This is a genomic window from Christensenella timonensis (assembly GCF_900087015.1).
In the GTDB taxonomy this organism is placed as follows: domain Bacteria; phylum Bacillota; class Clostridia; order Christensenellales; family Christensenellaceae; genus Christensenella; species Christensenella timonensis.
In genome coordinates this window covers 45484-71901 of sequence record NZ_FLKP01000002.1, presented here as the reverse complement: position 1 = coordinate 71901, position 26418 = coordinate 45484, and the positions used below count along the sequence as shown (strand labels likewise).

The 26418-nt window shown below is 53.8% G+C and carries 29 protein-coding genes and 1 riboswitch; of the genes, 23 read left to right on the top strand and 6 right to left on the bottom strand.

The genetic code is table 11. The features are described 5' to 3' along the window. Nucleotides 1–85: 85 nt before the first annotated feature. Together BN6471_RS01940 and BN6471_RS01935 are read left to right on the top strand one after the other, a co-directional pair. Entirely contained in the window at nucleotides 86–1441 is a 1356-nt protein-coding gene (locus BN6471_RS01940; RefSeq protein WP_066645007.1) for a sn-glycerol-1-phosphate dehydrogenase, read from the top strand. Further along, nucleotides 1438–1959, top strand: coding sequence for a nitroreductase family protein (locus BN6471_RS01935; RefSeq protein WP_066645005.1), 522 nt, complete (start codon nucleotides 1438–1440; stop codon nucleotides 1957–1959). Before BN6471_RS01940 ends, BN6471_RS01935 begins: the two co-directional genes overlap by 4 nt. A gap of 20 nt (nucleotides 1960–1979) precedes the next feature. Here the strand turns inward: BN6471_RS01935 and BN6471_RS01930 are convergent, their stop codons facing one another. After that, complete coding sequence (locus BN6471_RS01930) at nucleotides 1980–2927, bottom strand: DUF3089 domain-containing protein (protein ID WP_066645003.1); 948 nt, start codon at nucleotides 2925–2927, stop codon at nucleotides 1980–1982. 152 nt (nucleotides 2928–3079) lie between these two features. Between BN6471_RS01930 and BN6471_RS01925 the strand changes: the two genes are divergently transcribed. From BN6471_RS01925 to BN6471_RS01900, 6 genes are all read left to right on the top strand, one after another. Beyond that, entirely contained in the window at nucleotides 3080–3688 is a 609-nt protein-coding gene (locus tag BN6471_RS01925; protein WP_066645001.1) for a S24 family peptidase, read from the top strand. Between the two features lie 19 nt (nucleotides 3689–3707). Then, nucleotides 3708–4931: a DNA polymerase IV gene (dinB, locus tag BN6471_RS01920; RefSeq protein WP_066644999.1), complete on the top strand. Its 1224-nt coding sequence runs from the start codon at nucleotides 3708–3710 to the stop codon at nucleotides 4929–4931. Continuing rightward, on the top strand, nucleotides 4928–5176 hold the full coding sequence (locus tag BN6471_RS01915; protein WP_066644998.1) for a hypothetical protein: 249 nt from the start codon (nucleotides 4928–4930) through the stop codon (nucleotides 5174–5176). Before dinB ends, BN6471_RS01915 begins: the two co-directional genes overlap by 4 nt. A 48-nt stretch (nucleotides 5177–5224) precedes the next feature. Then, a complete protein-coding gene (locus BN6471_RS01910; RefSeq protein ID WP_066644997.1) occupies nucleotides 5225–6940 on the top strand; it encodes a polysaccharide deacetylase family protein in 1716 nt (571 codons plus the stop codon). A 121-nt stretch (nucleotides 6941–7061) separates the two neighbouring features. Further along, nucleotides 7062–8024 (top strand): polysaccharide deacetylase family protein, encoded by a 963-nt coding sequence (locus BN6471_RS01905; protein WP_066644995.1) that lies wholly within the window; start codon nucleotides 7062–7064, stop codon nucleotides 8022–8024. 87 nt (nucleotides 8025–8111) lie between these two features. After that, nucleotides 8112–9077, top strand: a complete 966-nt coding sequence (locus BN6471_RS01900) for a polysaccharide deacetylase family protein (protein WP_066644993.1) — start codon at nucleotides 8112–8114, stop codon at nucleotides 9075–9077. A gap of 143 nt (nucleotides 9078–9220) precedes the next feature. Here BN6471_RS01900 and BN6471_RS01895 read toward each other — a convergent pair whose 3' ends face one another. The 3 genes from BN6471_RS01895 to BN6471_RS01885 form a co-directional block, all read right to left on the bottom strand. Continuing rightward, nucleotides 9221–12202 carry an InlB B-repeat-containing protein gene (locus BN6471_RS01895; protein WP_066644991.1) on the bottom strand — a complete coding sequence of 994 codons (2982 nt, stop codon included), beginning with the start codon at nucleotides 12200–12202 and terminating at the stop codon, nucleotides 9221–9223. Between the two features lie 88 nt (nucleotides 12203–12290). Further along, the gene (locus tag BN6471_RS01890) at nucleotides 12291–12518 is read right to left on the bottom strand and encodes a hypothetical protein (RefSeq protein WP_066644989.1); all 228 of its coding nucleotides are present in this window, start codon (nucleotides 12516–12518) and stop codon (nucleotides 12291–12293) included. Nucleotides 12519–12547: 29 nt separating this feature from the next. Beyond that, nucleotides 12548–13000, bottom strand: coding sequence for an RrF2 family transcriptional regulator (locus BN6471_RS01885; protein ID WP_066644987.1), 453 nt, complete (start codon nucleotides 12998–13000; stop codon nucleotides 12548–12550). A gap of 260 nt (nucleotides 13001–13260) precedes the next feature. Between BN6471_RS01885 and speD the strand changes: the two genes are divergently transcribed. From speD to BN6471_RS01865, 4 genes are all read left to right on the top strand, one after another. Further along, the gene (gene speD, locus BN6471_RS01880) at nucleotides 13261–14013 is read left to right on the top strand and encodes an adenosylmethionine decarboxylase (protein WP_066644985.1); all 753 of its coding nucleotides are present in this window, start codon (nucleotides 13261–13263) and stop codon (nucleotides 14011–14013) included. Further along, on the top strand, nucleotides 13994–14860 hold the full coding sequence (gene speE, locus BN6471_RS01875; protein ID WP_066644983.1) for a polyamine aminopropyltransferase: 867 nt from the start codon (nucleotides 13994–13996) through the stop codon (nucleotides 14858–14860). The genes speD and speE overlap by 20 nt, the downstream gene beginning before the upstream one ends. Nucleotides 14861–15042: 182 nt before the next feature. Continuing rightward, nucleotides 15043–15582, top strand: coding sequence for an epoxyqueuosine reductase QueH (locus BN6471_RS01870; protein ID WP_066644981.1), 540 nt, complete (start codon nucleotides 15043–15045; stop codon nucleotides 15580–15582). 189 nt (nucleotides 15583–15771) lie between these two features. Next, nucleotides 15772–16200 carry a hypothetical protein gene (locus BN6471_RS01865; protein WP_066644978.1) on the top strand — a complete coding sequence of 143 codons (429 nt, stop codon included), beginning with the start codon at nucleotides 15772–15774 and terminating at the stop codon, nucleotides 16198–16200. Nucleotides 16201–16247: 47 nt separating this feature from the next. Here BN6471_RS01865 and BN6471_RS01860 read toward each other — a convergent pair whose 3' ends face one another. Both BN6471_RS01860 and BN6471_RS01855 read right to left on the bottom strand, forming a co-directional pair. Further along, nucleotides 16248–16793 carry a folate family ECF transporter S component gene (locus BN6471_RS01860; RefSeq protein WP_066644976.1) on the bottom strand — a complete coding sequence of 182 codons (546 nt, stop codon included), beginning with the start codon at nucleotides 16791–16793 and terminating at the stop codon, nucleotides 16248–16250. Nucleotides 16794–16867: 74 nt separating this feature from the next. Beyond that, nucleotides 16868–16965, bottom strand: a riboswitch (THF riboswitch). Nucleotides 16966–17025: 60 nt separating this feature from the next. Beyond that, a complete protein-coding gene (locus BN6471_RS01855) occupies nucleotides 17026–17676 on the bottom strand; it encodes a TM7S3/TM198-like domain-containing protein (protein ID WP_066644974.1) in 651 nt (216 codons plus the stop codon). A 233-nt stretch (nucleotides 17677–17909) separates the two neighbouring features. Here BN6471_RS01855 and rsxC point away from each other — a divergent pair, with 233 nt between their 5' ends. From rsxC to mreD, 11 genes are all read left to right on the top strand, one after another. Beyond that, nucleotides 17910–19271, top strand: coding sequence for an electron transport complex subunit RsxC (rsxC, locus tag BN6471_RS01850; RefSeq protein ID WP_066644972.1), 1362 nt, complete (start codon nucleotides 17910–17912; stop codon nucleotides 19269–19271). Nucleotides 19272–19292: 21 nt separating this feature from the next. Continuing rightward, a complete protein-coding gene (locus tag BN6471_RS01845; protein WP_066644970.1) occupies nucleotides 19293–20237 on the top strand; it encodes an RnfABCDGE type electron transport complex subunit D in 945 nt (314 codons plus the stop codon). Then, on the top strand, nucleotides 20230–20823 hold the full coding sequence (locus BN6471_RS01840) for an RnfABCDGE type electron transport complex subunit G (protein WP_066644969.1): 594 nt from the start codon (nucleotides 20230–20232) through the stop codon (nucleotides 20821–20823). Before BN6471_RS01845 ends, BN6471_RS01840 begins: the two co-directional genes overlap by 8 nt. Before the next feature lie 5 nt (nucleotides 20824–20828). Continuing rightward, nucleotides 20829–21482 (top strand): electron transport complex subunit RsxE, encoded by a 654-nt coding sequence (gene rsxE / locus BN6471_RS01835; protein WP_147553966.1) that lies wholly within the window; start codon nucleotides 20829–20831, stop codon nucleotides 21480–21482. A gap of 5 nt (nucleotides 21483–21487) precedes the next feature. After that, nucleotides 21488–22066 carry an electron transport complex subunit RsxA gene (rsxA, locus tag BN6471_RS01830; protein ID WP_066649652.1) on the top strand — a complete coding sequence of 193 codons (579 nt, stop codon included), beginning with the start codon at nucleotides 21488–21490 and terminating at the stop codon, nucleotides 22064–22066. A 14-nt stretch (nucleotides 22067–22080) separates the two neighbouring features. Further along, nucleotides 22081–23064, top strand: a complete 984-nt coding sequence (locus BN6471_RS01825) for a 4Fe-4S dicluster-binding protein (protein WP_066644968.1) — start codon at nucleotides 22081–22083, stop codon at nucleotides 23062–23064. Next, a complete protein-coding gene (locus tag BN6471_RS01820; protein WP_066644967.1) occupies nucleotides 23061–23618 on the top strand; it encodes a Maf family protein in 558 nt (185 codons plus the stop codon). Before BN6471_RS01825 ends, BN6471_RS01820 begins: the two co-directional genes overlap by 4 nt. A gap of 81 nt (nucleotides 23619–23699) precedes the next feature. Beyond that, nucleotides 23700–24305 (top strand): recombinase family protein, encoded by a 606-nt coding sequence (locus BN6471_RS01815; protein ID WP_066644965.1) that lies wholly within the window; start codon nucleotides 23700–23702, stop codon nucleotides 24303–24305. Between the two features lie 188 nt (nucleotides 24306–24493). Beyond that, complete coding sequence (locus BN6471_RS01810) at nucleotides 24494–24757, top strand: hypothetical protein (RefSeq protein ID WP_066644964.1); 264 nt, start codon at nucleotides 24494–24496, stop codon at nucleotides 24755–24757. A gap of 185 nt (nucleotides 24758–24942) precedes the next feature. Continuing rightward, entirely contained in the window at nucleotides 24943–25887 is a 945-nt protein-coding gene (gene mreC / locus BN6471_RS01805; RefSeq protein ID WP_162270161.1) for a rod shape-determining protein MreC, read from the top strand. Nucleotides 25888–25893: 6 nt separating this feature from the next. Then, nucleotides 25894–26418 (top strand): rod shape-determining protein MreD, encoded by a 525-nt coding sequence (gene mreD / locus BN6471_RS01800; RefSeq protein ID WP_082903269.1) that lies wholly within the window; start codon nucleotides 25894–25896, stop codon nucleotides 26416–26418.

Genomic DNA, 26418 nt, shown 5'->3' with positions numbered 1-26418 from the left:
ACCGTAACAGGCGCGGCTTTTTTGATTGCAATCTTTTTAAAATCCCCCTATAATGCAAAGGGAAAGAATTTAGGAGGAAAAGCGGATGCGTGACTGGGAAAAGTATTTGAACCGGGACATTGCGTGCGAATGCCACAGGACGCACCGGTGTGGGATCGACCGGATCGTGATCGGCGAAGGCGCCCTTTTGGAATTGCCGGCAATGATACGCGAAGGCGGCTATAAGAACATATGTATGGTTGCGGATGCCAACACGTATGCGGCTGCGGGGAAACAGGCGGAGGCCCTGCTTGCAGGCAGCGGTATCTTGTGTACAAAGGCCGTTTTCCCGGAGGCGGAACTGATTCCTGACGAACATGCGCTGGGCGTGCTGCTGGCAGGGCTTCCGGACGGTTGCGACCTGATGGTGTGCGTCGGATCCGGGACGCTGGGCGACCTGTGTAAATTTGTGAGCCACAAGCTCCATATCGACTATTTCATGGTTGCGACAGCGCCATCGATGGACGGGTACGCCTCCAATGTCGCGCCGCTGATCGTTAAGGATACAAAAACGACATACGAAGTGGGGCGGCCCAAAGCGATCATAGGGGATGTAAATATCCTTGCCCGGGCGCCGATGGAAATGATACGCGCCGGGATCGGCGATATGCTGGGAAAATATGTGTGCCTTGCCGATTGGCGGGTGGCGCATATCGTCACAGGGGAATATGCCTGCGGTTTTGTGGAAAATATGATGCGGGAATGTGTGGACGTGGTAAAACAAGCGATGGACGGCGCGAACAGGCGCGAAAAAGGGGCGATCGCCGCTGTAATGGAGGGGCTCGTGCTTTCGGGCATCACCATGAGCTACGTCGGCAACTCGCGTCCGGCCTCGGGCAGCGAGCACCATCTTTCGCATTTTTGGGAAATGATGCTCCTGCAGCAGGGCAAGCCGGATGCGCTCCACGGGTTGAAGGTAGCGGTCGGTACGGTAATCAGTTTAAAATTGTATGAATTGCTTAAAAATAATAAAGAGGCTTTTTTAAAACCAGGGGATCGCGTTCTTTCGCAGGAAAAGTGGGAAGGGGAGATCCGCCGCGTCTATGGGCCGGCGGCGCCGGAAGTGATCCGCCTGGAACGGGAGATGCGCAAAAACGCGCTGGAACAGGTGGAGGAAAGGCGGAAAGCGGTTGCCGCGCACTGGGACGAGATTATGCGCGTAGCAAAAAGCCTGCCCTCTGCGGAAGAAATGGCGGACATCTTAAACGGGATCGGCGCGCCGTATCTGCCCTGCCAGATCGGTGTCGACGAACAGATGGCCAGGGATGGAATCATATATGCGAAGGAACTGCGCAACCGTTATGGGCTGCTGCAGTTGTTGTTTGACGGGGGGATTGCACAAGGGATGGCAGGAGATGCCATGGGATTTTTAAAGCAGCTTAATAAGGAGAGGCAGACATGAGAAACGATATGCTTGATGTGATCAAAACACGGCGCTCGATCCGCAAATACCGTCCGGAACAAATCAGGGACGAAGAGCTCGACGCAGTTCTGGAAGCGGGAACATATGCGCCCAGCGGCAAAGGAAAACAGGTGGCGACGATCGTTGCGGTACAGGATGAAAAGACGCGTGCAGATTTAGCGCGTATGAACGCGCAGGTGCTGGGAAAAGATATCGACCCCTACTATGCGCCGCCGACCATTGTACTGGTTTTTGCGGACACTGCCCGCCCGACGTATGTGCAGGATGCGAGCTGCGTGCTGGAGAACATGCTGCTGGCTGCGCACGCACTGGGGCTTGGATCGTGCTGGATCAACCGGGAACGGGAAATGTTTGAGACGGAAGAAGGAAAAGCGCTGATGAAGCGCTGGGGCCTTGGCGAAACGCTTGCCGGCGTGGGTGCGATCTCGCTTGGATATGCGGATGGGGAGCAACCCAAAGCGGCCAAACGAAAGGAAGGCTATATCATAAAGGTATGAAAATGAAAAAAGCTCCCTTATTATAAGGGAGCTTTTTTGATGGATTCAAAATAATGATCGATGCGGTTTTTCACGCTGGATTCGAGGTTCTTGTAAAACAGCGCGATGTCCAGCATGTGCAGCGAGCCGCGGTTCATGAGGAATTTTTTGAAGATCCATTTTGCTTTATACAGGCGGTAGGCCGCGTCGTCGTCGATCACGAGTACGCCGCGCCCCTCGTCGATATAAGCGCCCGTATAATGAGGGGCTTCAAAGCGGAAGCGTTTGCCGAAATCAAACAGTACTGCGCCTTCATTGAGTTCTTTGCCCGCATAGGCTCCGTCGTGCCGCCAGTTTAAAGGATTCACGCACACGGAATCGGGACGGAGGAAGCGCATGAGCGGGACGTTGGCAGCAGTCGTATTATAAGAAACGATCGTTCCCAGGTCGTCGCCGGACTGTGCAAGCCGCAGGTGCGGATAGCGCTTGAAGTCGCGCCGCGTCAGTGAAAAGCCGATCAGGTATGCGGCGACCAGTTTTTCCTGCAGGGCAGGATCGGTAAACTCCTTGCGCATCAGCTGCAGCAGCATGGCGCTGCCCTGGCTGTGCCCTGCCAAAATAAACGGCCTGCCGTTGTTGTAGTGTTCCAGATAATAGGTGAAGGCGTCGTATACGTCGGCGTAGGGCATACGCTCTGCGCGCATGACCTCGTCCAGCGGCATTTTGAAACTTTCCAGGCCGAGCTGGCGGTAATACGGCGCATAAAAATTGCAGTGCCGGGCAAAAAGCTGTCCCTGCCAGGCGCACATGCCCTTGGCGATCCACTTATAGATGGGGTTGACCATGCCCATATGGTGGCGCTTTTTCCGGAAAGGATGCGCGTAAATGGTCGGATAGACAAAAAATACATCCACCGGCTTTTGTTCGTCCTTTTTCCCGGGCAGGAACGCCCATAAACTTTTACGCGAATAATCCATACACCCTGCCATCAATCTTATATCATCCTGCTTATACTATCATACCGAGGGGGCCTTTTCAAACAAAAATGCTTAAAAGAAATATTTAATATTAAAAGTGTTGCTTTGGAGCAATAAAAGAGGTAAGATAAAAGCAAGATAGGAGAACCGGGAAAGGAGAAAATATGAACGAAGAACTGACATCGCTGCTGCGCAGGGCCATAGGGGAAAGGACGCTCAACGGTTTTTGCGCGGAAGCGGGCATCAACGCGGGGAACCTCTCGCGCGTGCTGCATGGGCAGAAGGTGAGTGCGGACGTATTGCTGCGCATCGCGGAATATGCGCATAACGGCGTACGACTGCAGGATCTTTTTTATGCTGCGGGATATTTGCAGGAACAGCCGCAGGGCGCGCGCATCCCCATTTATGGCACGACGGCAGCGGGATTGCCCATCGCGGCCTATGAAGAAGTCGACGGCTATGTAGACATGAACGGGCTGCCCGGTTCGCCGGAGGATTATTTCGCGCTGCGCGTACGCGGTACATCCATGGATGCGGCGGCGATCCCCGACGGGAGTACGGTGATCGTGCACAGGCAGCAGACGCTTGCGGATGGCGAGATCGGCGTATTCCTGGTGGAAGGGGAAGCGACGGTCAAAAAGCTGTCCCGTTTTAAAGACCATATCCTGCTGATGCCCATGAGCACCGATGCAACGCACCAGCCGCAGATCTATGACAGGAATACCAAGCTCGAAATATTGGGCAAGGTAAAAAAAGCTATCGTCGACCTGTAGGAAGACCGTAGGAATAGAAATGGAACGGGTCATCCTGCATGTGGATATGAATAATTTTTATGCCAGCGTGGAATGCCTCTTAAATCCGGCCCTGCGCGGGCACGCTGTGGCTGTGTGCGGGGATGAGGAAAAGCGGCACGGCATCATCCTGGCAAAAAACCAGCGGGCAAAAAAGGCAGGGGTCAGGACGGCGGAGCCTATTTGGCAGGCGCGGCAGAAATGCCCGGGACTGGTGTGCGTAAAAGCACGTCACGATATCTACGTGAAATTTTCCCAAAAGGCGCGGCAGATTTTTTTGCGCTACAGCGGGCGGATGGAGCCTTTTGGGCTGGACGAAGCATGGCTCGACGTTTCGGGCAGGGACGTGGACGCGGCCCGCGGGAAAGAGATCGGCGACGATATCCGCGCGGCGATCCGCCGCGAGCTGGGGATCACGGCCTCGGTGGGCGTGAGCTACAACAAGATTTTTGCCAAGCTGGGCTCCGACCAGGGCGGCCCGGATACGACAAGCGTCATCACCTTTGAAAATTTCCGGGAGAGGGTATGGCCGCTTTCGGCGCGCGAGTTGCTGTATGTGGGGCGGAGCACCGAAAAGAAGCTTGAGCGGTGCAGCATACGCACGATCGGCGACATCGCCCGCAGCGACAAGCAGTATTTGAAAAAGCTGCTGGGCAAATGGGGGCTGATGCTGTGGAGTTATGCAAACGGATACGACGCGGCGCCCGTTGCCCGTGCGGACGAACGCCGGGAGATCAAGTCCATCGGCAACAGCACGACCACGCCTCGGGATCTTGTGAGCTTAAAGGACGTGCGGCAGGTGCTTTTGACGCTGTGCGAAAATGTAGCCAAACGGCTGAAGAAATATCATGTGATGGGTACGTGCGTGCAGATCGCCGTGCGCTCGAACAAACTTGAAAGGATGACGCGGCAGCAGACGCTTGCCTATCCGACGGATTTATCGAACGAGCTGGCGGCAGCGGCCTGTACGCTGTTCCGGAAAAACTATTCGCTCGACGTACCGGTGCGCAGCATCGGCGTGCGCGCGACAGGGCTTGTCGATATGCGCGAGCGCCAGCTCGACTTATTCATCGATGAGAAAAGGATACGCGCGGAATGCGCGGTGGAGAAGATCAGGGAACGGTTTGGAAACGATTCGCTTTTGCGCGCAAGCGTATTGCGGGAGAGAGATTTGGCAGAATTGGAGGAAGGGAAACGGAGCATTTTCCCGAACAGCAGGTTATGAAAAAGCGGTATATTGACGTTGTGGCAAAATTTACGAAGGAAGGGACGATCCGCCCGGTGGCGATGATCTCCGAATGGGGCACGGAATACGAGATCTCGCGGGTAACGCGTGTGGTGCCCGCGGCGAGCCTGAAGAGCGGCGGACTCGGTATGCGCTATACGTGTTACATCGGCACGCGCATGTTCTACCTGTACCTGGAGGACGGGCAAAAGTGGTTTTTGGAGGCGGCGAACCAGACGGCGTAGCGTGAAAATCAAAAATATGGTATACTGGCAGCAGAAAAGAGGATATGTATGAGAAATACGGCGAGAAAAACGATTGCTTTTCTGTGTGCAGCGGCGCTGGTGCTGCCGTTTTTGTTTGCGTGCTCGAACCGGGGCGGTGCGCAGGAAGGATACAAGGACGCAGAAACGCTGCGGACGGAATTTACTTCCGCTGCCAAAGGCAGGCAGGTCGAAAAGGCGGATGGCGTAACGACAAAAAATATATTGGAAACAGAAGGAAACACATTGGTTTCTGTAGATTATCCCGCGCTTGACGCATCGCCCGCTATCACGGCGGAGCTGGAAGCGTTTGTAAACGATGCGGTCAGCGCGTTTCGTGCAGGGGCGGAAGCGGCGCACGCACAGGAGGGAAACGCGGACAAGGTGTTTTCCATGAGCATGACCTACAAGCCCTACCGGACAGATGGTGGAATATTCAGTGTAAAATTCACGCAGGACACGGATATTGGCGGCGAAGACAACAAGGTAAATTATGTGGACGGTTTTACCTATGACCTTGCGACAGGCGCCAGGATGGGGCTTACCGATGTATTTGACAGCGGTCAGAACTATTTGGGTACGATTTCAAAGACGGCGGCCGATTACCTGTTGCGCAACGAGATACTGCGCAAGAGCATGGACGAGGATATGTTTGCGCAGGGAACAGCCGCAAAAGAGGAAAACTACAGTAATTTTGTGGTGGCGGACGATAAGGTCATGTTTATTTTCAATAAAAACACGATCGCGCCGCCGCAGGCAGGTACACTGGAAGTGAGCATCCCTTTAACGGAGCTTGACGCGCTCTTAAAGCCGGAAAGTAAGCAGCTGATCTACGGCGTGGACGGCGCGCCGGCAGGGATGGTTCCAAGCACGCTGTCTTCTTCTGATATGCAGCAGGCGAGCTCGGAATATGCGGATTTCAAGACGAGCCTGCCGCAGCTGCAGATCGAGGGGAATTTTATGCCGCCCAGAAGCCTTGAGGGGATCGATCCGTTCCATGATAAGGTGGTGGCGCTGACATTCGACGACGGGCCGCACGAAACGCTCACGCCCCAATTGCTAGATATCCTCAAGGAAAATGGTGTGACAGCGACTTTCTTTGTCGTAGGAACCAACGTGGAAAAATATCCGGAACTGGTGAAGCGGGCCTACGAGGAAGGCAACGACATCGGCACGCACAGTTGGAACCATCCGGAAAATAAGGTGTGGAAAAATTTGTCCGTGGGCGATAAGCTGGAGCAATACCGTAAAGCGAACGACGCCATTGAAGCGGCGACGGGTCTCCGGTCAATGATCGACCGCCCGCCGGGAGGAACGATGACGGAGAGCGAAGCCAAATCCCTCGGCAGGGAACAGGTCATCTGGTCGATGGATCCTAAGGATTGGGTACCGGACAACCGCGACCCGGAAACGATCTATGCGAATGTGATCGAAGGAGGGGAAGGGTCGAATTCCAAGGAAGCGGAAGGCTATGTTGCGGACGGCGGCGTGATCCTTTCGCACGACATCCATGCGACGACGGTGGAAGCCTACGACCGCATCATCAAGGAACTGAAAAACCAGGGTTATAAATTTGTGACCATCACGCAAATGATGCAGATCGCGGAGATCCGCGGCGGCGAGATCAAATACAAATTTTATGACGCGCCGACGGCCGGGGAAAGCGAAACGGGCAAGGCCGGGGACCAGCAGGCATCCTCCGGGCCGGACGCGTCCGCAAGCCCTTCCAGGGAAGGATCGGAATAAATAATAACGGTAAAAGCTCCGGCATGCCCGGAGCTTTTTATTGGAAAGTTTGCAACTTGGATACATATCGTATTATAATGGGAAACCAGAGGGAATCATACTGTAATGGAAAGGTAATAGAATGAAACGGACAGGAAAATTGATTTGTATCATACTTGCGGCTGTGCTTTGCGTCGTATGCGCCTGCGGCTGCGGCATGATCGCAGGAGAGAAAACGGCGGCGGCCGCGACGACGATCACGTCGGGGGAAGACGAGGTCGTACCGGAAGAAACACAGGCAGCTGCGCCGGAACAGAGCGCTGCCCCTGAGCCGGCTGCAACGGCGACGCCGGAGCCCACACAGCAGGCAGTCACGGAGATCAAACAGCTGCAGCCCAAAAGCGATAAGTTCATGCAGCCCAAAAGCCTTGAGGGAATCGATCCGTTAAACGACAAGGTGATCGCGCTCACGTTCGATGATGGGCCCAATCCCGTGAAAACACCGGAGCTGCTCGATATATTGGAAGAAAATGACGTCGTGGCTACGTTCTTTGTGGTAGGAAACCTGGTCGAGCAATTCCCGGACGTGGTCAAGCGCGCCTATGAGGACGGCAATGAGATTGCCACGCACAGCTATACCCATCCGGAGGCGGCCGAATGGAAGGGCCTTTCGGTGGAGGGACAGCTCGCGCAGTATACGCAGGCAAACGATGCGATCGAGGCCGCGACAGGCTTAAGGACGCTTTTTGACCGTCCGCCGGGCGGCAATACGCCGGAAGAAAAAGCGGAACAGATCGGCAGGGAGCAGATCCTCTGGTCGGTCGACCCGGAGGACTGGAAATATAAAGACGCGGACACAGTGTACGAACATGTCATGAACGGATGGAACGGCGGCGTGGTGCAGGATGGAGCGGTCGTCTTGTCGCACGAGATCTACCAGTCCACGGTGGACGCTTATGGGAGGATCATCCCGGAGCTCAAGGAAAAGGGCTATAAATTTGTGACGATTTCGCAGATGATGCAGATCGCGGAGATCAGGGGCGGGGAACTGACCTATCTGTTCCGCAGCGCGCCCACCGCAAAAGCTGCGGCTGAATCCGAATAAAAAAGCATCCATGGGTTTACAAGCCCAAACGGGTTATATTATACTGTATACAATGGTAGTCAGATATTTGCCCGAAAGGAAACGAGGATGAACACAAAAATAAAATGGATCAGCATGGTAATGGCAGGCGTGATGTGCATTGCCCTGATTACAGGCTGCGGGCTGGCAGGCGGCGGGGAACCGTCGGCAGTCCCGACGACGATCACCTCCAGCCAGGATGCTGTAGTGCCGGACGAATCCGCTCCGGCGGAACCGACCCCGACGGCGACGCCGGAACCGACGCCTTCCCCTACGGCGGTCGTATCGACGAATTTAAAGCAATTGCAGGCCAAGGAAGGATATATGCCGCCGAAAAGCCTCGATGGGATCGACCCGTTAAACGACAAGGTCGTAGCGCTGACCTTTGACGACGGCCCGGGGCCGCATACGGAAAAATTGCTGGATATTTTGAAAGACAACGACGTGGTGGCTACGTTTTTCGTGGTCGGCACGAATGTGGCGGAGTATCCGGATATCGTGAAGCGCGAATACGAAGAAGGCCACGAGATCGGTACGCACAGCTGGAACCACAAGGATCTGAAAACGATTTCGCTCGACCAGATCATGCAGGATCAATACGGCAAGGCAAACGATGCCATTGAAGCGGCTACGGGCCTTCGGGCCCTCATCGACCGTCCGCCGTATGGTTCTATGACAGAGGAACTGGCAGAGCAGATCGGCAGGGAACAGATACTATGGTCGGTGGATCCGCGTGACTGGGACGCAAAGGGCGGTTATAAGAACCCTGACAGCGTTTACGACCGCGTGGTGAACGGCAGCGACGACGGCGGGTATCTAAAAGACGGCGGTATTGTGCTTTCCCATGACATCCACGAAACAACGGTGGATGCTTACGACAAGATCATCAAGGCGCTAAAGGACGAGGGCTATAAATTCGTTACCGTGACGCAGATGATGCAGATCGCGGAGATACGGGGCAAGGATATCCAGTACCGTTTCGCAAACGCACCGACGGCAGTGGAGGCAGCCAAACCTTCGGAGAGTGCGGAATAATATGGTGATATATACGATAAAAAAGAGCATGGAAGTTTCCATGCTCTTTTTTTGCGCCCCTTTGTCAAAAAAGGGGCGGCTATGAGGATAGGAACGGAGGAAGCGGATTGGGGGCGCTTCTCCGTTCCATGAGGTTGGGGGCTTTAGTTATCCTGCCTGCGCAGGAACTTGAGCGATGCAACCGCCAGTACTGCCGCCGCAGCAGCGATAATCAGCCACATGGTGGGGACCATGCTGTTATCGCCTGTTTTCGGCGTATCGGACGAGGAGGTCGCCGTTGTACCCGTAGTACCTGTCGTATCCGTAGTACCTGCCGTACCAGTGACAGGTTCCCACTTCGCATACAGGGTACGGCTTTCGTTCACGTCGTAGTAGTCAAAGAACCAATAGTTGATACATGCGCTCTCCTGGTACCAGCCGCGGAAGGTATAGCCTTCGCGCACCGGCGGCGCCGGAGCCGTGATCCGCGATCCGGGAACGATGTCCGTGACCGGGCCTACCGCACTGCCGCCCTGCGAATCGAAGGTTACCGTAAACAGGGTCTGGGCTACAGGCTGCCAGCGCGCATACAGCGTTTTATCGCCGTTGATCGTGTCCCTGTCAAAATCCCAGCAAGGCTCTGCCGGGTCGCATGTGCAGTTGGGCACATGGTGCCAGCCGTCAAACGTATGTCCGGCCCTCGCGGGAGATCCCGGAGCAGTGACTTTGGAACCCGACTCGATATTGTGGATCGAATCCACCGCGCTGCCGCCCTGCGAATCGAAATCAAGCGTATACAGGGTGATCGGCATGGGTCCTTCGTTCCACTGTGCGTAAAGCTCAAGGTTTGCATCGATCGTAAAAGCCTGGCCAACGGTGTAGGGAGTGCCCGTTCCATTGGCGGCTGTATTCCAGCCGGCAAATGCCGCATTGGTTTTACCCATTGTGCCCGGGCCTGCAATCGTCGCTGTATCCTCGTCGTTATAAGTTTCCTGTGCGGGAACAACACCGATGTCGCTGCCGTTTCCGTAGTAGGTGACCGTATACGTCGTGGGAACGGCATCGGCCCAGTGTGCATACAGCGTCTGGTCTGTCGCGCCCACGCTTCCCGTTACTTGATTGCCGCCTGTCGGCGCATCATACCAACCGTCAAAGATTTTCGCGCCGTTGGTCGGCAGGTCGCTTGTGAGTACCGATACGCTGCCGCCCGGATCCGCCACAAGAAAGTAACCCGTGGATGCGGTATCGTCCGCATAATATTTCGAGCCGTCGTACGTGAGGGAAGTAAGGCCGCTCCACGCACCGCCGTTTGCATCGAACTTCACAAACTTGATTTCCATCGCGCCTGCGTCGGAATTGCTGCTGTCGCGCGTGAATCCGCGGGCGTCTTTCCCATAGACGGGCGAGCCCGCCGTATTGTCGGCAAACCCTGTTACGCCGTCGTCCGGAAGGATCGTGACTGTGGCCAGGGCCGAGGTATAACCTGAGCCCGCCTTTCCTGCAGAACCGTACTGTGTATTGTTTGCGCGCGGCTGCGGACTGGTTCCGAACACTGCATCCGCCGTAACGGCCGCATCAACCGCCGTTCCGTTGTCATAACCCACGTTGCCGCCAAGATCGGTGCCGTCCGTGATGTCGATATTGCGCGATGCATAGTTATTGCCGCCGTTTCCGCCGTTACCCACAAAAATATTGTTCTGGAACGTCGCCGTGGGACGCACCGCCGCGTTCGCGGAGTCGATATGCGCGCCTACCGCCGCGCCCGCTCCGTGCTTGCTCGCGTAGTTCGGCGCTGTGTTGCCGATGAACGTGTTATTCGTAAAATGACCGACCACGTCCAGGGAAAGCTGCACGACACCGCCGCTGTCCGCTACGGAAAGGAGATACTTGCTCGCCTTGTTCCCATAGAACGTATTGTGCATAACATTGGCCACGACCATGTCGTTGCGGCCCTCAAAGAACAGGGCGCTGCCGTCGTCCTGCGCCGTGTTGTTGACAAAGGTATTGTTATTTACCGTGATATCGCACATGACGGAGGAGCTGTTGTTGTAAACGCCGATCGCACCGCCGTCGCTGCTCGCGTTCTTACCGCTCACACCGTTGCCGTCAAAATAGCTGTAGCTGATGTTGGCCGTGCCGCCGAACTGGTAAAATCCCAGCGCGCCGCCATAGCGCGAAGCCTTGTTGTCCTTAAAATAAGAACGCGTAATGTTGATCGTGCGTCCCGTTCCGCCATAGGAAACGATCGCGCCCTGGATATAGCCGCCGTCCAGCGCGGAAGCGCTGTTGACAAAGCTGGAGTCCTCAACCGTAAGGTTCGTGGGGCTCAAAATCGCGCTGCCGTGGCCGCCCAAATTGTTGCGTACATTTTCAAACAGCGTATTTTTGACGAGCGCATTGCCGCCGCCCGCAAGGCCGGTGCCGTTGATGTCGCTGAACGTACAGTCGTCAATGGTGACCGTGCCGCTGCTGCCTACAACAGCGGTTCCTGTCATGTTTTTGAGCGTACTGCCCGTAACGTCGAGGGTGCCTGCGCCGCCGCGGATCCCTGCGCCGCCGCGGATCCCTGCGCCGTTGGTGACGCCGTCAAACGTCGTATCCGTAACGGTTGCGTTCCCGCTCCCCGCAGTGACCGCCGTCGCCGCAATGCCCTTAAATGTAGAACCTGCAATATCGAGCGTGCCGCTTCCGGCGATGCCGTTTGTCGCTGTGTCCACCGTCACATTGCGCACCGTGGCGTTTGCGCCGGAGGTGGCGATCGCCGTCCCGCTGATGTTTTGCAGTGTTACATTATCCAGCGTAAACGCGCTTCGTGTAAAGGAAAGCATGCCGCCGCTGCCGCCGGTTCCGTCAAGCGTCATGTCCTTAAGAATAATACTGCCCGAGCCGGTATTATTGAACGTAAACGCTTTTGCTCCTGCCGGGGAGGTAAACGTTTGCCCTCCGCCATCGATGACCACACTGTTACTGTGTGTGATATTCATCGTAAGCGCCGCGGGCATAATGCCTGCGAGACTGGGGTCTATGTGGATGATCTTGCCATCTACTTCCGCCTGTTCGACAGATTCCTTGAAATCGTCCCAGGAGGTGACCGTTACTTCCGCACCGGGCACGAGCATCATGGGCATGATATCGAGTTCTGTCAATAAGCTTTCCCCATCCACGGCAGTGCCGGCACTGGCCGAAGGCGAGGGAGAAGCGGACGGATCGGCACTGGCAGCCGGCCCTGCAACGTCATCCTGCGTGCCGGACGCGGATGGGGATGGCTCCGGCGACAGGGTCGGTTCCCCGGTGGGGGAATCGGGGGGGTTCTTCTTCTGTTTCTGTGGTTGTGGATTCTGTCTGGGACAAGTCTGTTGGATTGACGTCGGCAGCTTCCTCCGCAAACGCAGGGGATACGGCCATGGCGAGTACGAACAGTATTGCCACAATCAACGTCAAAAGCCTGGTTCTATTCTTCACTCAATTTTTCTCCTTCATTTTTCAAAATTTTATCGAAGTGCGTTCGCGTCCGCTGTGGATCGCGATCGGGCAGTTTTGGTTTCTTCACAAAGGTCAGAGATATGCCTGGTTTTCAATTCATCGACCATTCCCTGCTGGAACGATTCAAAAAATTTGTGCACGAGGCAATAATCCGTCGCGCCGCGGCTGCAAAAGCCGTCATGCTCCAAACAGCGGTTGATGATGATCTCGCCTTCGATGACCCTGACGACATCATAAAGCGATATCTGCTCGGCGCGCTTTGCGAGCTGGTAACCGCCGTTACAGCCCTGTACCGATTTTAAAAGCCCGGCCTGTTTCAGATAGCCGGTCACCTTCATAAAGTATAGATAGCTGATCCCCAGCTTTTCCGAAAGGTCTGCCGCTGTGGAAAGCTGGTTGTTGTGTTCGTGCAAATAACATAAGATGCGGATTGCGTAATCTGTCGCACGTTGAAATCTCATGGTACGATCCTCCTGTCGTTTTCACTATTCCATTTCTGACCCCGTTGGTATTTTTTCGTGAAATACCCTGTCCAAAAATTCGCTTGTATTTAGTATAAACGGCCTGAACGTGTGAAGATGGATGGAAAAGCTGAAAGCACGCACGATGTGTGACAAATGTGTGAAACAACGAAAAAGGTGTCCGCGTCCCAAACAACAGGTTTTAATTTGGGGGGAATTGGTGCTATAATAAAAAGAAAACGCGCGGAGGATCGACCGCTTTGCAGAAGCTGAAATTATACGGGTTCAACAACCTGACGAAAACGCTGAGCTTTAATATATATGACATTTGCTATGCAAACACGGCAAAAGACAGGCAGAGTTATATCGAATACATTGACGAATATTATAATTCGGAGCGATTGACGCGGATATTGCGGGATGTTGCGCAGGATATCGGCGCACATGTCTTAAATATTGCGGAACAGGATTACGACCCGCAGGGCGCATCGGTCACCATGCTGATCGCCGAAGAAGAGTTTCCGCATAAAAAGAGCGTAGTGGGGCACCTCGATAAGAGCCACCTCACGGTGCATACCTATCCGGAAAGCCACCCGCAAAACGGGGTGTGCACGTTCCGCGTGGATATCGACGTTTCGACGTGCGGAGAGATCTCGCCCCTAAAGACCCTCGATATGCTGATCGGGAGCTTCGATTCGGACATCATCACCATGGATTACCGCGTGCGCGGGTTTACGCGTACGGAAGAGGGACAGAAGATATTTATGGATCACGATATCATGTCGATCCAGGATTTTATTTCGGAGAAGATCCTTAAGCGGTATAAGACATATGATGTAAACCTTTACGAGGAGCGTGTGTTCCACACGAGCATGATGCTCAAGGAATACGATTTGGACAATTACCTTTTCAACCTGGATGCGGACGGCCTGAACGAAAAGACAAAAAAGAGGATCGAGCGCAATTTGGAGCGGGAGATGAAGGAGATATTTTATGGCAGAAATTTTGAATGACGGATGGTTTTTTGAGTATTTTACGGACAACGCGAAGTTCGGTATCAAAATAAAAGAGCATCTTGTCAATACCGAAAGTGAATTCCAGAAGATCGATTTTTACGAGTCCTATGAATATGGACGCTTTTTTACGCTGGACGGCTTTATCATGCTGACGGAACGCGATGAATTTATCTATCATGAAATGCTCGTACACGTACCGATGGCGGTACGTCCGCAAACAAAGCGCGTGCTGATCATCGGCGGCGGCGACGGCGGCGCGGTGCGCGAGCTGGTGCGCTATATTGGGGTAGAACACATCGATATGGTGGAGATCGACCGGAAAGTGGTGGATCTGTGCCGGGAATACCTTCCGCTGACGGCGGGTAAATTAGACGATCCGCGCGTGCGCCTGTTTTTTGAGGACGGTGCGGCGTTCGTAAAAAATACGACGGAAAGATATGACCTGATCCTGGTGGATTCCACCGATCCGATCGGCGTCGGGGAAGGCCTGTTTTCCGAAGAGTTCTACCGGGATTGCTATGCGGCGCTTAGCGAAGAAGGAATATTGATCAACCAGCACGAAAGCCCCTATTATGAGGGGGATGCCATTGAAATGGAGCGCGCCCACAAAAAGCTTTCCGCGGTATTCCCGGTGTGCCGGGTGTACCAATTCCATATGCCGACCTATGCTTCCGGACACTGGCTGTTTGGTTTTGCATCCAAGGGGGTACAGCCGACTGCCTTTGACGCACAGGCATGGAACGCGCTCGGTATCCGTACAAAATATTATAATACGGAGCTGCATAAGGGCTGCTTCGCGCTGCCGACATATGTCAGGGAACGGCTTGAAAAGGCAAAAGGATGACTTCACGATTTGTTTACAAATTACCCCTTGCCAAAATAAAAATTGTGAGTTAGAATGAAAACATATCTTAAACAAGTTTTAGGATATGTCAATCCCCACCCTTTTATTATTTTTGGAAAAGCCGATCCGTACGGATCGGCTTTTCTCGTAATATACAAAAAAGACAAATAAGAGGATGTAAAATGAAGATAGTATTGCATATGTGCTGCGCGCCTTGTTCGGTGGCGTGCGTAAAAAGCCTGCGGGAGGAAGGAATGGACGTTACGGGGTTTTGGTACAACCCGAACATTCATCCCTATACGGAATACAGGAGCAGGAAGAATACCGCGGTCGAATACGCAAAGACGATGGGCCTGCCGCTTGTGGTGCACGGCGAATACGGATTGCGTACGTTCGTCGCGCAGGTGTCGCCGGAGTTTGATAAGCGCTGCGCCTATTGCTATGAAACGCGCATGGAGGAAACGGCGAAATACGCGGCCGAAAATGGGTTCGATGCGTATCTGACGACGCTTCTTGTCAGCCCGTACCAGAACCATGAAATGATCTGCGAAACCGCGGAACGCGCCGCGCAAAAGTATGGGACAAGGTTTTTGTACCGGGATTTCCGGCCGCTTTTCCGCGCAGGGCAGGAAGAAGCGCGTTCGCTTGGATTATATATGCAAAAATACTGCGGCTGCATTTTCAGCGAGGAAGACCGCTACCGCAAAAAACCAAAAAAGTGAAGAGGACAGGATAAGGATTTTAAAACGGCATCGCCCTTTCCGGCGATACCGTTTTTTTTATGCGTCCTGATATCGGGAAAGTATGTCGTTCACGTGGCAACGGTGTCGTCTGCGATGTGAATAACGCAAATCATTCCATTTATGATATAAAAACCAAAGTAAATTTTTTTAAAAATAAAGGAGAAAAACATGAAAAAACTAACACTGATCATCGTAACAGCCGTGCTGTGCGCGGCAATGTTGGCCGGGTGCGCGACACCCGCGGCAGAAACGTCCGCTTCGGTTGTGCCTTCCGAATCGGCAGAAGCAAGCGAACCTGCGGCAGCCGCGAATACGGACTATATGTCCTGGACGGGCGCGGAATGGGACGCGGCGAACAGCGACGAACAGTTTGCGGCAGCAGAAGCAGTCCTGCTCAAGGTCGGCGACGCCATGATGTCGAACTATGGAGAGTTGGTAGAGCAGGCAAAGAGCGACGAAACGGTCAAGGCACAGATCGACGAGCAAGTCGAGTCGCTTAAGTCGAGCATCGCTACTTTTTTCAAAAGCTCGCCGGAAGCGACCTTAAGCGATTTGGTAGCGGCAAGCACACAGGCAGTAGAGAGCCTCGGCAACTAAAAGGCAAAATAAAAGCGGTACCGCATCTTTTCGGTACCGCTTTTGTTTTATCCATTGTATAAGGTCTTAAACATTTTGGGTTTGTTTTTGATGAGGATACACATAAAGACGACGTATACCGCACACATGATATATGTCGACGGCAGGCGTGTCGTCAATACCACGAGGTAGGTGGGGCCGTAAAGGAAATAATTCCAGAAGGAATTGATGAGCAAGGAACAAATGGTTTGGATGAGGACCGTACCGAGGGCGATCCTTGACAGGCCGGGAACCTGCGCAGGTTGTCTCCGATTATAAAAAAGCAGTCCGGCAAGCAGTCCGTAAAGGATCATGGTGACCGTAAAGCCGGGGAAATATGGGCCGGGCTTGTTTGCCGTGCCGATTAAAAAAGAAACAAGGTCGGAAATGCCGCCGGCAGCCGCACCCCAGATGGGCCCCAGCACAGCGCCGGTGAACATGACCACAACGGGAGCCAGGTTGAACTTGATCGTTTCCGTCACATAAAAGGACAGGAAACTGCCTACGACGACAGCGATGGCGATAAATGTGGCGCAATAAACGAGCCGCAAGGTCTTAGGAGAAATTTTTGACATAAAAATACCCTTCCTTTCGTAAAAATGGCAGCCTCTACAAAAGAAAGAGCAAGGCCCTTATGATTTCTTTTGTGAGCAGCGGACGCAGTTTTGAACCGCAAGGCTTAAAAGCCTTTTCGTTATAAGGCGACATCCCATCCTTATACACTTGACGCGCAAAACCTACTCTGCACATTTTTATTTAGTTTTTTCCAGTATATCATGACGGCATATGCTTGGCAATACCCTGATATCAATGCTTTGCTTTGGAAGACGTGAACCGGTACTGGGCGATCATGCCCGCAATGGCAAAAATGACGACGGGAATGACCATGACCCAGATGCTTGCTTGGTTGAAGACATTGACCGAACTGAAAATATCCTGGTAGTTGCCGATGGTGATACTGCCGATGAGCGCGGTATTAAAGCACAGGCCGATGAGCGCGCCTGCCGTATGGATCAGCGAATAGGCGCCGTACACCGATGAAAAAATGATCACAAAATGCCGCCTGGAGGCAAATGTCAGGAGGCCGAGAAGGACAAAGAACGTGAGCCCCACTAAGAAAAGCGGCAGGCTGTTAAGGGAGGAAAACCACTCGGGGAAGGTGTTCCTGAGCAGGTCGAAAAGCATCAGGCCGATGATGCCGCCGGCGACGAACATGGCAAACTTGATAAAGAAAAACGCCAGGAATGCGAGGAGCAGGCCGACGCCGATGCAAATGAGCCACAGCCAGTTGCCGAGGTCGGGAAAGGTTCCGCCCAAATAGGTATAGGAATAGTATGCGCCGATAAAAAACGCATACAGGAACATGATCACCCTTAAATATCGGTATCCCCAAAAACAATAAAGAATCGCCAATGCCAGTGTTACGACTAAAATCAGGATCGGGATGATGCCACTCAAAATCAATTTCCTCCGCGCTGTTTTGATAAATCTATTCTAGACCGTTCCATTAAAAAAAGCAATAAACCACAAATTTTTAAGAATGAAAGACAACGGTGCGCCGGGCTTATGATTGTGAAAAACATGACGATTGAATTCGGCGAAAAAGCTCTTTTTTACTTTTGTATAGCACATATTTGTGATACAATAGGGAAGGTATTTCAGAATCAGGAGTCGCAATTGGGAGGTAACAAATGGGGCTTACATTCGTGGGCGGCGTTCATCCGCTCAAGTCTTTGCATGAAGGAAAAAAACTGACGGAAAACCGTGCGATAGAAGAGATGCCGGCGGGAGAGATCGTGAAGATCCCTTTAAGCCAGCATATTGGCGCGCCCGCAAAAGCGGTCGTCGCTGTGGGCGAGCGTGTGCTCATGGGGCAAAAAATTGGGCAGGCGCAGGGGTTTGTAAGCGCGAATGTGCACGCGAGCGTTTCAGGAACCGTAAAGGAAATCACAGAGATCCCGGGTATCAACGGAAAGCCGGTGCCGGCGGTCGTGATAGAGAACGATTTTGCGGACGAGCAGGCATTTACGCCCGTGGAAAACATCGACGAACTCTCCAAGGAGCAGATCATCGAGACCATCAAAGAAGCGGGCAATGTGGGCATGGGCGGCGCAACGTTTCCCACACACGTAAAGCTTTGCCCGCCGCCGGATAAAAAAGTCAACCTGCTGCTTATTAACGGTGCGGAATGTGAACCGTTCTTAACGGCGGATCACCGGCTGATGACGGAATGCCCCAAGCGTATCATATACGGCGTAAAAATACTGATGCGTGCGCTGGATGTAAAAAAGGCGATCATAGGGATCGAAGACAACAAGCCGGAGGCGATCGGAAAGATGTCGGCGGCCATAGATACGCACGCGATCCGTGTGGCGGTGGTACCTACGAAATACCCGCAGGGATCGGAAAAACAATTGATCAATTCCATTACGGGGCGCGTTGTCCCGGCGGGCGGGCTGCCCATGGACGCAGGGGTTGTGGTGGTAAATATCGCTTCGACCAAGGCAATCGCAGATGCTTTTTATACCGGGGAACCGCTTTTGCGCCGCGTGGTGACGGTGAGCGGCGCGGTGAATACCCCCAAGAATTTGTTGGTGCGCCTCGGCGTGAGCGCACAGGAGGTGCTCGACTATGCCGGAGGCTGCTCGTCAGAGCCGCTGAAAATCGTTTCCGGCGGGCCGATGATGGGCTTGCCCGTACCGACGATGGATTGTGTGATCACCAAGGGCTTTTCGGGATTGCTCGTCCTTGACAAGGCATATACCAAAAAAGAAAAAGAAAGCAATTGCATCAAGTGCGGCAAATGCGCGGAGGTCTGTCCGATGCGCCTGATGCCCATGATGATCTCCGCTTCGGCAATGTTCGAGGATTTTGAAAAAGCGGAAAAATACAGCGCGCTCGATTGTATGAGCTGCGGCTGCTGCAGCTTCATTTGCCCCGCCAAAAAGCCCATCGCACAAAATATCAAATTTGCCAAGGACATGATCATGGTGAACAAGATGAAGGAAAAAGCGAAGCAAGAGGCGGAAAAGCGCGAACATGCGCAGGAATAACTGGGAGAGAAAGGAAACGCTATGCAACAAGAGTTGATTTTGTCGGGCTCGCCGCATATCAAATCAGGCCTTAGTACATCGCGGATCATGTTGGATGTCATCATCGCACTTATTCCCGCGTGTATTGCCGCCGTATACTTTTTCGGCGCAGGCTGTATTGCGACGATCGCGCTGTGTATCTTAAGTGCGGTAGGCTGCGAGGCGGCGATCCAGTATTTTACGAAACGGGCGGTCACGATCAGCGATCTTTCCGCTGTGGTGACAGGGCTTTTGCTGGCCCTCAACCTGCCGCCGAATGTGCCGTGGTACATTCCGGTGTGCGGGTCGGCGTTCGCGATCATTATCGTGAAGCAGTGCTTTGGGGGATTGGGACACAACTTCATGAACCCGGCGCTTGCTGCGCGTTGTTTTTTGCTGATTTCCTGGCCGGTGGCAATGACGACTTTCGTTGCGCCGTTTGCAGGTGTGGACGCCGTGGCGTCGGCGACTCCTCTGGGCGTGCTGCATGAGGGCGGCACGGCAATCCCGCCGCTGATGGATATGTTTTTGGGAAAGATCGGCGGCAGCATGGGGGAAACGAGCGCGCTTGCCCTTTTGATCGGGGGGATATACCTGCTTGCACGCAGGGTCATTTCGCTGCGCATCCCGCTTAGCTTTATGGGGACGGTGGCGCTGATCACGCTCCTCACCGGACATCCGGAAATGATATTGTTTGAACTGTTTGCAGGCGGCTTGATGCTGGGGGCGTTCTTCATGGCGACGGATTATGTTTCCTCGCCCTCTTCGCCGAAAGCGCAGATCATATTCGGGATCGGCTGCGGCGCGATCACAATGATCGTGCGGCTGTGGGGCGGTTATCCGGAGGGCGTATCGTTTTCCATCCTCTTTATGAACCTTTTGACGCCGCTTCTCGACAAGGTGTTGAAACCGAAAACGTTCGGGGAGGTGCAAAAGGTCAATGAATAAGGCAAAGAATGACAGCATTTTTAACCTTGTGATACGCCTTGTGATCATTACCGTTTGTGCAGGGCTCATACTGGGGCTCGTGTACGGCATCACCAAGGAACCGATCGCGCAGCAGGAGCTGAAAAAAGCGACCGAAGCACGGCAGATGGTGCTGTCCGGGGCGCAGGAATTTAGGCAGGTCGCGCTGGAGGGAATGGATTACGATAAAGACGCATTTGCGGATATCACGGAAGTATACGAGGGACTGAAGGACGGGCAAAAGATCGGCTACACCTTTGCGATCGTCACCAAGGGGTATAAGCCGGGGCTGACGCTCACAGTCGGCCTTAGCATGGACGGCAAGGTGGAAGGCGTGGAGATCACGTCGCACGACGAAACACCGGGGCTGGGCGCCAATGCAGTCAAACCGGAGTTCTTAGAACAGTTTATCGGCAGCGACGGCCCGCTTACCGTCGGCAAGACGCCGAGCGGGGCGGAAAATGAAATACAGGCGCTGACCGGCGCGACGATCACAAGCAAGGGCGTGGCAAACGCAGTCAACCTCGCGCGTGATTTTGCGGCGCAGTACCTTGGGGAAGGGGCGTGAGCGGTATGGACAAAAAACAGATGAAGGGCGTTTTTGTAAACGGTATCCTAAATGAGAACCCGACGTTCCGGCTGGTGCTGGGCATGTGCCCGACAATCGCCGTTACAACGTCTGTGACCAACGCGCTCGGCATGGGCGCGGCAGTCATCTTTGTACTGATGTGCTCCAATATGCTTATCTCGCTGCTGCGGAATTTTATTCCGGAAAAGGTGAGGATCCCCTGTTATGTCGTGGTGATCGCGATGTTCGTTACGGTGGTGCAGATGGTGATGAAAGCCTTCCTGCCCGCGCTGGACGCGTCGCTGGGGATCTTTATCCCGCTGATCGTCGTCAACTGCATTATATTGGCGCGCGCGGAAGCGTTTGCAGCGAAAAACAGCGTCCTGCCGGCCATGATCGACGGGATCGGCATGGGCGTAGGGTTCACCTGTTCGCTGACGATCATCGCTATGGTTCGCGAGCTTCTGGGCGCGGGCTCGCTGTTCGGTATTTCCGTGTTCGGGCCGGATTATCCGCCGGCGCTGATGTTCATTCTGGCCCCGGGCGGGTTTCTCGTGCTCGGATTGCTGCTGGCGCTGATCAACAAGATCGTATTGCAGCGTGAAAAGGTCAGGCCCAAGAAAAAAACAGAAGCTGTCGCAGAGGAGGGAATGAAGTAATGGATATGTTTATTCGTATTCTGACGATCCTCCTAAGCTCGATATTGGTCAATAACTTCGTGCTTTCCCGTTTTCTCGGTATCTGTCCGTTTTTGGGTGTATCCAAGAAGGTGGAAACGGCGGTCGGCATGGGCATGGCGGTTACGTTCGTCATGGCGATGGCTTCGCTCATCACCTGGCTGGTGCAGTATTATATCCTGGTGCCGCTGGGCGTAGGGTATATGCAAACCATTGCGTTTATCCTGGTGATCGCAGCTTTAGTACAGCTGGTGGAAATGATGCTGCAAAAGACGAGCCCCGGGCTTTACCAGAGCCTGGGCGTGTATCTGCCGCTCATTACGACGAACTGTGCGGTTTTGGGCGTTGCGATCCTGAATATCACGGAGAATTATAACTTGGTTGAGTCCCTTGTAAACGGTGTGGGCGGTGCGCTCGGTTTTACGCTGGCGATCGTGCTTTTTGCGGGCATCCGTGAGAGGCTGGAGCTTTCGGCGATCCCGAAGCCTTTCCAGGGTTTCCCGATCGCCCTCATAACGGCGTCGCTCATGAGTGTGGCCTTTATGGGATTCTCGGGATTGGTGTGAGGTAAAAAAAGACTATGTTGGAACCGATTATTTGGTCGATCATCGTGCTGGGCGGGCTCGGTGCGGTGTTTGGGATTATGCTGGGCGTGGCGTCCAAAAAATTTGCCGTGGAAAAGGATGAAACGGCTGTGGCTGTGCGGGAATGCCTGCCGGGCGCAAATTGCGGCGGCTGCGGGTTTCCCGGCTGCGACGGGCTTGCCGATGCGCTGGCAAAGGGTAAGGCAGAGATTGCGGCCTGTGCGGTGCTTTCGCAGGAGCAGGCAAAGGAGATCGCCGGTATACTGGGCGTTTCCGTGGGGCAGATGAAGCCCAAAGTAGCGCGTATCATGTGCCTCGGGAGCGAGGGCCATTGCAGGGATAAGTTTGAATATGACGGTGCGCAGGACTGCCGCGCGGCCTACGCGATCGCCAGCGGATTCAAGGCTTGCAGGTTTGCATGCCTCGGCCTGGGCACGTGCGCAAAGGTTTGCAAGTTCGGCGCGATTACTATGGGGCCGGACGGCATTGCCTTTATTGATGAGGATAAGTGTACAGGGTGCGGACGGTGCGTAGAGCAGTGCCCGCAGAGTTCGATTGCCGTGCTTGAACGCGATATCGACGTATACGTCGGGTGCACCAATACGGATAAGGGAAAAGCAGTTACGCAAAATTGCAGCGCAGGCTGCATCGGCTGCGGGAAATGCGTGAGTGTGTGCCCGTTCGGTGCGATCGAACTGTCGGAAGGGTTGGCGGTGATCGATCCGCAGAAATGCCGCAGCTGTTGGATGTGCGTGGATACCTGCCCGCGCAAGTGTATCCTGACGACGAAATCCGATATGCTGGCAAAGATCAGCCTGCAAAAATGCGTGGGCTGTACGCTGTGCGCAAAGGCTTGCCCGTTCGGCGCGATCGAAGGGGATTTGAAGCAAAAGCACAGGGTAATGGCGGATAAGTGCCGCGGTTGCGGTTTATGTGTGGATTCCTGTAAGGCCGGCGCTGTGGAGATGGTCAAGAAATGATCGTTTTGGCGTCTGCCTCGCCGCGCAGGAGGGAATTGCTTTCGCTGCTGACGGAGGATTTCGTCGTGGAACCGAGCAATGCCGACGAGAGCTGCGATATCCCGCAGGCCACAGGGATGGTACGCTTTTTAGCGCATAAAAAAGCGGCGGACATATTCGCAAAACATCCCGGCGACGTGGTAATCGGCGCGGATACTCTCGTGCAGGCGCCGGGTGGGGAAATATTCGGAAAGCCGAAAGATTTGGCCGACGCGCGCCGGATGCTGGAGGCCCTTTCGGGAAGCACGCACAGGGTACATACCGGCGTATGCGTGATGTACCAGGATAAAGTATTGGAGGACGTAAGCACAAGCGAGGTATGCTTTGCTAAGATTTCGGAGGCAGAGCTTGGAAGATACCTGGAGCGGGAGGACGTGATGGACAAGGCAGGCGCTTACGCGATCCAGGGGAGCGCGGCCAAATTTGTGAAGTCGATCAACGGCTGCTTTTTCAATATCGTCGGCCTGCCGGTATCCATGCTTTATGGAATGCTCACATCGCTGTCCGTCCTTTAAATAGTGGACAATTGAATCATGAAACAAAAATACGCTGAACCATGGCGTATTTTTTGTGACCCAGCACAGGAGGTATACGGTATGGACATTTACGGTTATGCGCGGGTTTCCGCGAAGGATCAGAACGAAATGCGGCAGATGGTCTCCCTTGCGGCTTTCCCGGTGGAACGCAAAAAGATCTTTTTGGATAAATTAAGCGGGAAAGATTTTAACCGGCCGCAATACAGGCGGCTGCTGCGTAAATTGAAAAAGGGCGATATCCTTGTAATCCAGTCGATCGACAGGCTGGGGCGCAACTATGAAGAGATGATCGAACAATGGCGCATTATCACCAAGGAAAAACAGGCGCACATGGTGGTGCAGGATATGCCGCTTTTGGATACGCGCAAGGGACGTGACCTCACGGGGACGCTCATCGCGGATATCGTGCTGCAGCTGCTCTCCTATGTGGCGCAGACGGAACGTGAAAACATCAAGCGGCGGCAAGCGGAGGGGATCGCGGCGGCCCGTGGCAGGGGTATCCGTTTTGGACGCCCGCGCAAGGAAATACCGCCGGAGTTTGAAGGCCTGCGGCGCTTATGGATGCGCGGAGAGATCAGCGGGCGGGAAGCAGCGCGCCAGCTTGCGGTATCCCACAATACATTTTTCGAGTGGGCAAAAGCGGGGTGTACGGACTGGGAAATTTGACTTTATATGTCGTTTTGCTTTAAAAGGTAGACTTTTTTATCCATTTCATTTATACTGAAATTCAATGAAAACGATTGTGTTTTTGTACGCTTTTTGATCGATCAGGCCGTATATACGATACTTCATCCCGTGTCCAAAAAAGTCTACCTTTCTGACCGGGACGCAGGGCGAAAACCGGAGGTGAAAATATGGGCAAACAGAACGAAGATTTGCTGGATACGCTTGCAAAGCAGGCTGGTTGCACATATTTGTCGGAACTGAGGGACCGCAGCGCTTATCCCATGATCGCAAAAGCGCTCAAGCACATCCAGCCTGAAAGGTACAGCTTGCCGGAGTGGGAAGAGGCGATCTATTACATCACAAAAGAGCGCGAAAAAATGGCGGATACGCTGCAGGCGGCAAAATACCTGTCGGATAAAATGAAAGAAGATGTGTTTTTCATCAAAAAGTGAAAGGGAACGGAAGAAAATGAAAACCGCTTGCAAAGCGGTTTTTTTGACGGCTTTTTTGGGACAATGCAAGTGTTACAAAAAGTTTACTTATTTCATGACAATCTGTAATGTATTGTGATATAATTTATAGAAAGTCGGCGCATGGCGCCAAAAACAATGGGGAAGGTAGCTATCCTGTGGGCTTCTTGAGAAACAAACCGCTTGTCGTTACGATCGTTGTGGTGGTGATCCTGATCATCCTGATGGTGGCGACAGGCACAGGCAATAAAGCGGCGGACGGCGCAAATGTAGTAGGCGGCGCTTTTGTTCCCGTACAGAAATTCTTTTACCAGATATCCGATTCGGTCGGTGAGTTTTTTGACAACGTTTTTAACAGCGGCGATGTAGCGAGTGAAAAGCAAAAGCTGGATTCGGAGCTCCAGACCATTAAGGGGCAGATGAACGACTATGACGAGATGAAGGCGCAGAACGAACGCTTAAAGGAAATGCTCGATTATAAACAGAAGAATACGGCGCAGGAACTCAAGGTGGCGACGATCATCGGCAAAAACCCGGGCAACTGGTTTGATGTATTTACGATCGACCTGGGCATCAATGACGGGATCGCCAAGGATATGCCCGTGATCACGGCGGACGGGCTGGTCGGCCGTGTGGAAGAAGTGGGGCTCAACTGGGCGAAGGTCATGGCTGTGATCGACGGCCGGAGCAATGTCCCGTCGATCATGGAAAGAACGCGGGAATACGGTGTGGTCAAGGGAAGTATCTCGCAGGATTCGCTGGATGCATCGTTATATATCAATTACCTCCCGCTGGATTCGGATGTGATCGAGGGGGATAAAGTGCTGACGTCGGGGCTCGATGGGATATACCCCAAGGGACTTTTGGTCGGAACGGTGGAAAGCGCTTCGCAGGCGGGCAGCACGGGCGTCAATGTAAAAATCAAGGCCGCGGTGGATTTCCGCAGGCTGGAAGAAGTTTTTGTGGTCGTCGCGGTCGACGGAGAGGCGACGGGGGGCAGTACGGCAAACGAAACATCGGGAAGCGGGCAGGCCGCCCAGCCCGAGCCGAGCTCAACGCCCGGGCCGGGGGCAAGCGAAAGCCCTGCGGCTTCGGGCGAAGTTACAGGGTAACGGCGTATGAGATATGTAGTGCTTACCATAATGGGCGTTTTTGGCGTGCTTTTGTCCGGCTCTTTGCTGCGTGACATCAGCGTTGCCGATATCCCGCTGCAGATCGACCTGATCCTCCTGATGGCATTGAGCTTTGCGGTTGCGGAAAAGAGCAGCATGCCCATCATATTTGCAGCGGCTTCAGGGCTGCTGATGGACATCATGTATTCTACGATATGGGGCACATATGCCCTCTGTTATACGGTGACGACCGCGCTTGTGGTGATGTTCTTCCGCAAGGCGGGGCGCTTCAACGTACTTTACCTGTTCGTGGTGGGGGCAGGCGGCTATATCATAAAGGAACTGCTGATGGCGCTGCTGGTATTCATCCAGAGCGCGCGCTTTTCGATGCCGGTGATGCTGGTATACAATATCCTGCCGTCGGCGATCCTGACGGGAGGGCTGATGTTCATAGCTTACTGGCTGATTTCCCGGCTCATGAAATTAGGCTGGATGCGCCCGCGTGCGGCGTACCATTTTGATGATATCTAA

Coding starts and splice junctions, on each gene's coding strand:
- BN6471_RS01900 (WP_066644993.1), top strand. CDS start 8,112: ATGAACACAAAAATAAAATGGATCAGCATGGTAATGGCAGGCGTGATG.
- BN6471_RS01825 (WP_066644968.1), top strand. CDS start 22,081: ATGTTGGAACCGATTATTTGGTCGATCATCGTGCTGGGCGGGCTCGGT.
- rsxE (WP_147553966.1), top strand. CDS start 20,829: ATGGACAAAAAACAGATGAAGGGCGTTTTTGTAAACGGTATCCTAAAT.
- BN6471_RS01940 (WP_066645007.1), top strand. CDS start 86: ATGCGTGACTGGGAAAAGTATTTGAACCGGGACATTGCGTGCGAATGC.
- dinB (WP_066644999.1), top strand. CDS start 3,708: ATGGAACGGGTCATCCTGCATGTGGATATGAATAATTTTTATGCCAGC.
- BN6471_RS01870 (WP_066644981.1), top strand. CDS start 15,043: ATGAAGATAGTATTGCATATGTGCTGCGCGCCTTGTTCGGTGGCGTGC.
- rsxC (WP_066644972.1), top strand. CDS start 17,910: ATGGGGCTTACATTCGTGGGCGGCGTTCATCCGCTCAAGTCTTTGCAT.
- BN6471_RS01815 (WP_066644965.1), top strand. CDS start 23,700: ATGGACATTTACGGTTATGCGCGGGTTTCCGCGAAGGATCAGAACGAA.
- BN6471_RS01930 (WP_066645003.1), bottom strand. CDS start 2,927: ATGGCAGGGTGTATGGATTATTCGCGTAAAAGTTTATGGGCGTTCCTG.
- BN6471_RS01935 (WP_066645005.1), top strand. CDS start 1,438: ATGAGAAACGATATGCTTGATGTGATCAAAACACGGCGCTCGATCCGC.
- speE (WP_066644983.1), top strand. CDS start 13,994: ATGGCAGAAATTTTGAATGACGGATGGTTTTTTGAGTATTTTACGGAC.
- BN6471_RS01840 (WP_066644969.1), top strand. CDS start 20,230: ATGAATAAGGCAAAGAATGACAGCATTTTTAACCTTGTGATACGCCTT.
- BN6471_RS01860 (WP_066644976.1), bottom strand. CDS start 16,793: ATGTCAAAAATTTCTCCTAAGACCTTGCGGCTCGTTTATTGCGCCACA.
- BN6471_RS01915 (WP_066644998.1), top strand. CDS start 4,928: ATGAAAAAGCGGTATATTGACGTTGTGGCAAAATTTACGAAGGAAGGG.
- BN6471_RS01845 (WP_066644970.1), top strand. CDS start 19,293: ATGCAACAAGAGTTGATTTTGTCGGGCTCGCCGCATATCAAATCAGGC.
- BN6471_RS01810 (WP_066644964.1), top strand. CDS start 24,494: ATGGGCAAACAGAACGAAGATTTGCTGGATACGCTTGCAAAGCAGGCT.
- BN6471_RS01905 (WP_066644995.1), top strand. CDS start 7,062: ATGAAACGGACAGGAAAATTGATTTGTATCATACTTGCGGCTGTGCTT.
- BN6471_RS01925 (WP_066645001.1), top strand. CDS start 3,080: ATGAACGAAGAACTGACATCGCTGCTGCGCAGGGCCATAGGGGAAAGG.
- BN6471_RS01910 (WP_066644997.1), top strand. CDS start 5,225: ATGAGAAATACGGCGAGAAAAACGATTGCTTTTCTGTGTGCAGCGGCG.
- BN6471_RS01885 (WP_066644987.1), bottom strand. CDS start 13,000: ATGAGATTTCAACGTGCGACAGATTACGCAATCCGCATCTTATGTTAT.
- rsxA (WP_066649652.1), top strand. CDS start 21,488: ATGTTTATTCGTATTCTGACGATCCTCCTAAGCTCGATATTGGTCAAT.
- BN6471_RS01820 (WP_066644967.1), top strand. CDS start 23,061: ATGATCGTTTTGGCGTCTGCCTCGCCGCGCAGGAGGGAATTGCTTTCG.
- mreD (WP_082903269.1), top strand. CDS start 25,894: ATGAGATATGTAGTGCTTACCATAATGGGCGTTTTTGGCGTGCTTTTG.
- BN6471_RS01865 (WP_066644978.1), top strand. CDS start 15,772: ATGAAAAAACTAACACTGATCATCGTAACAGCCGTGCTGTGCGCGGCA.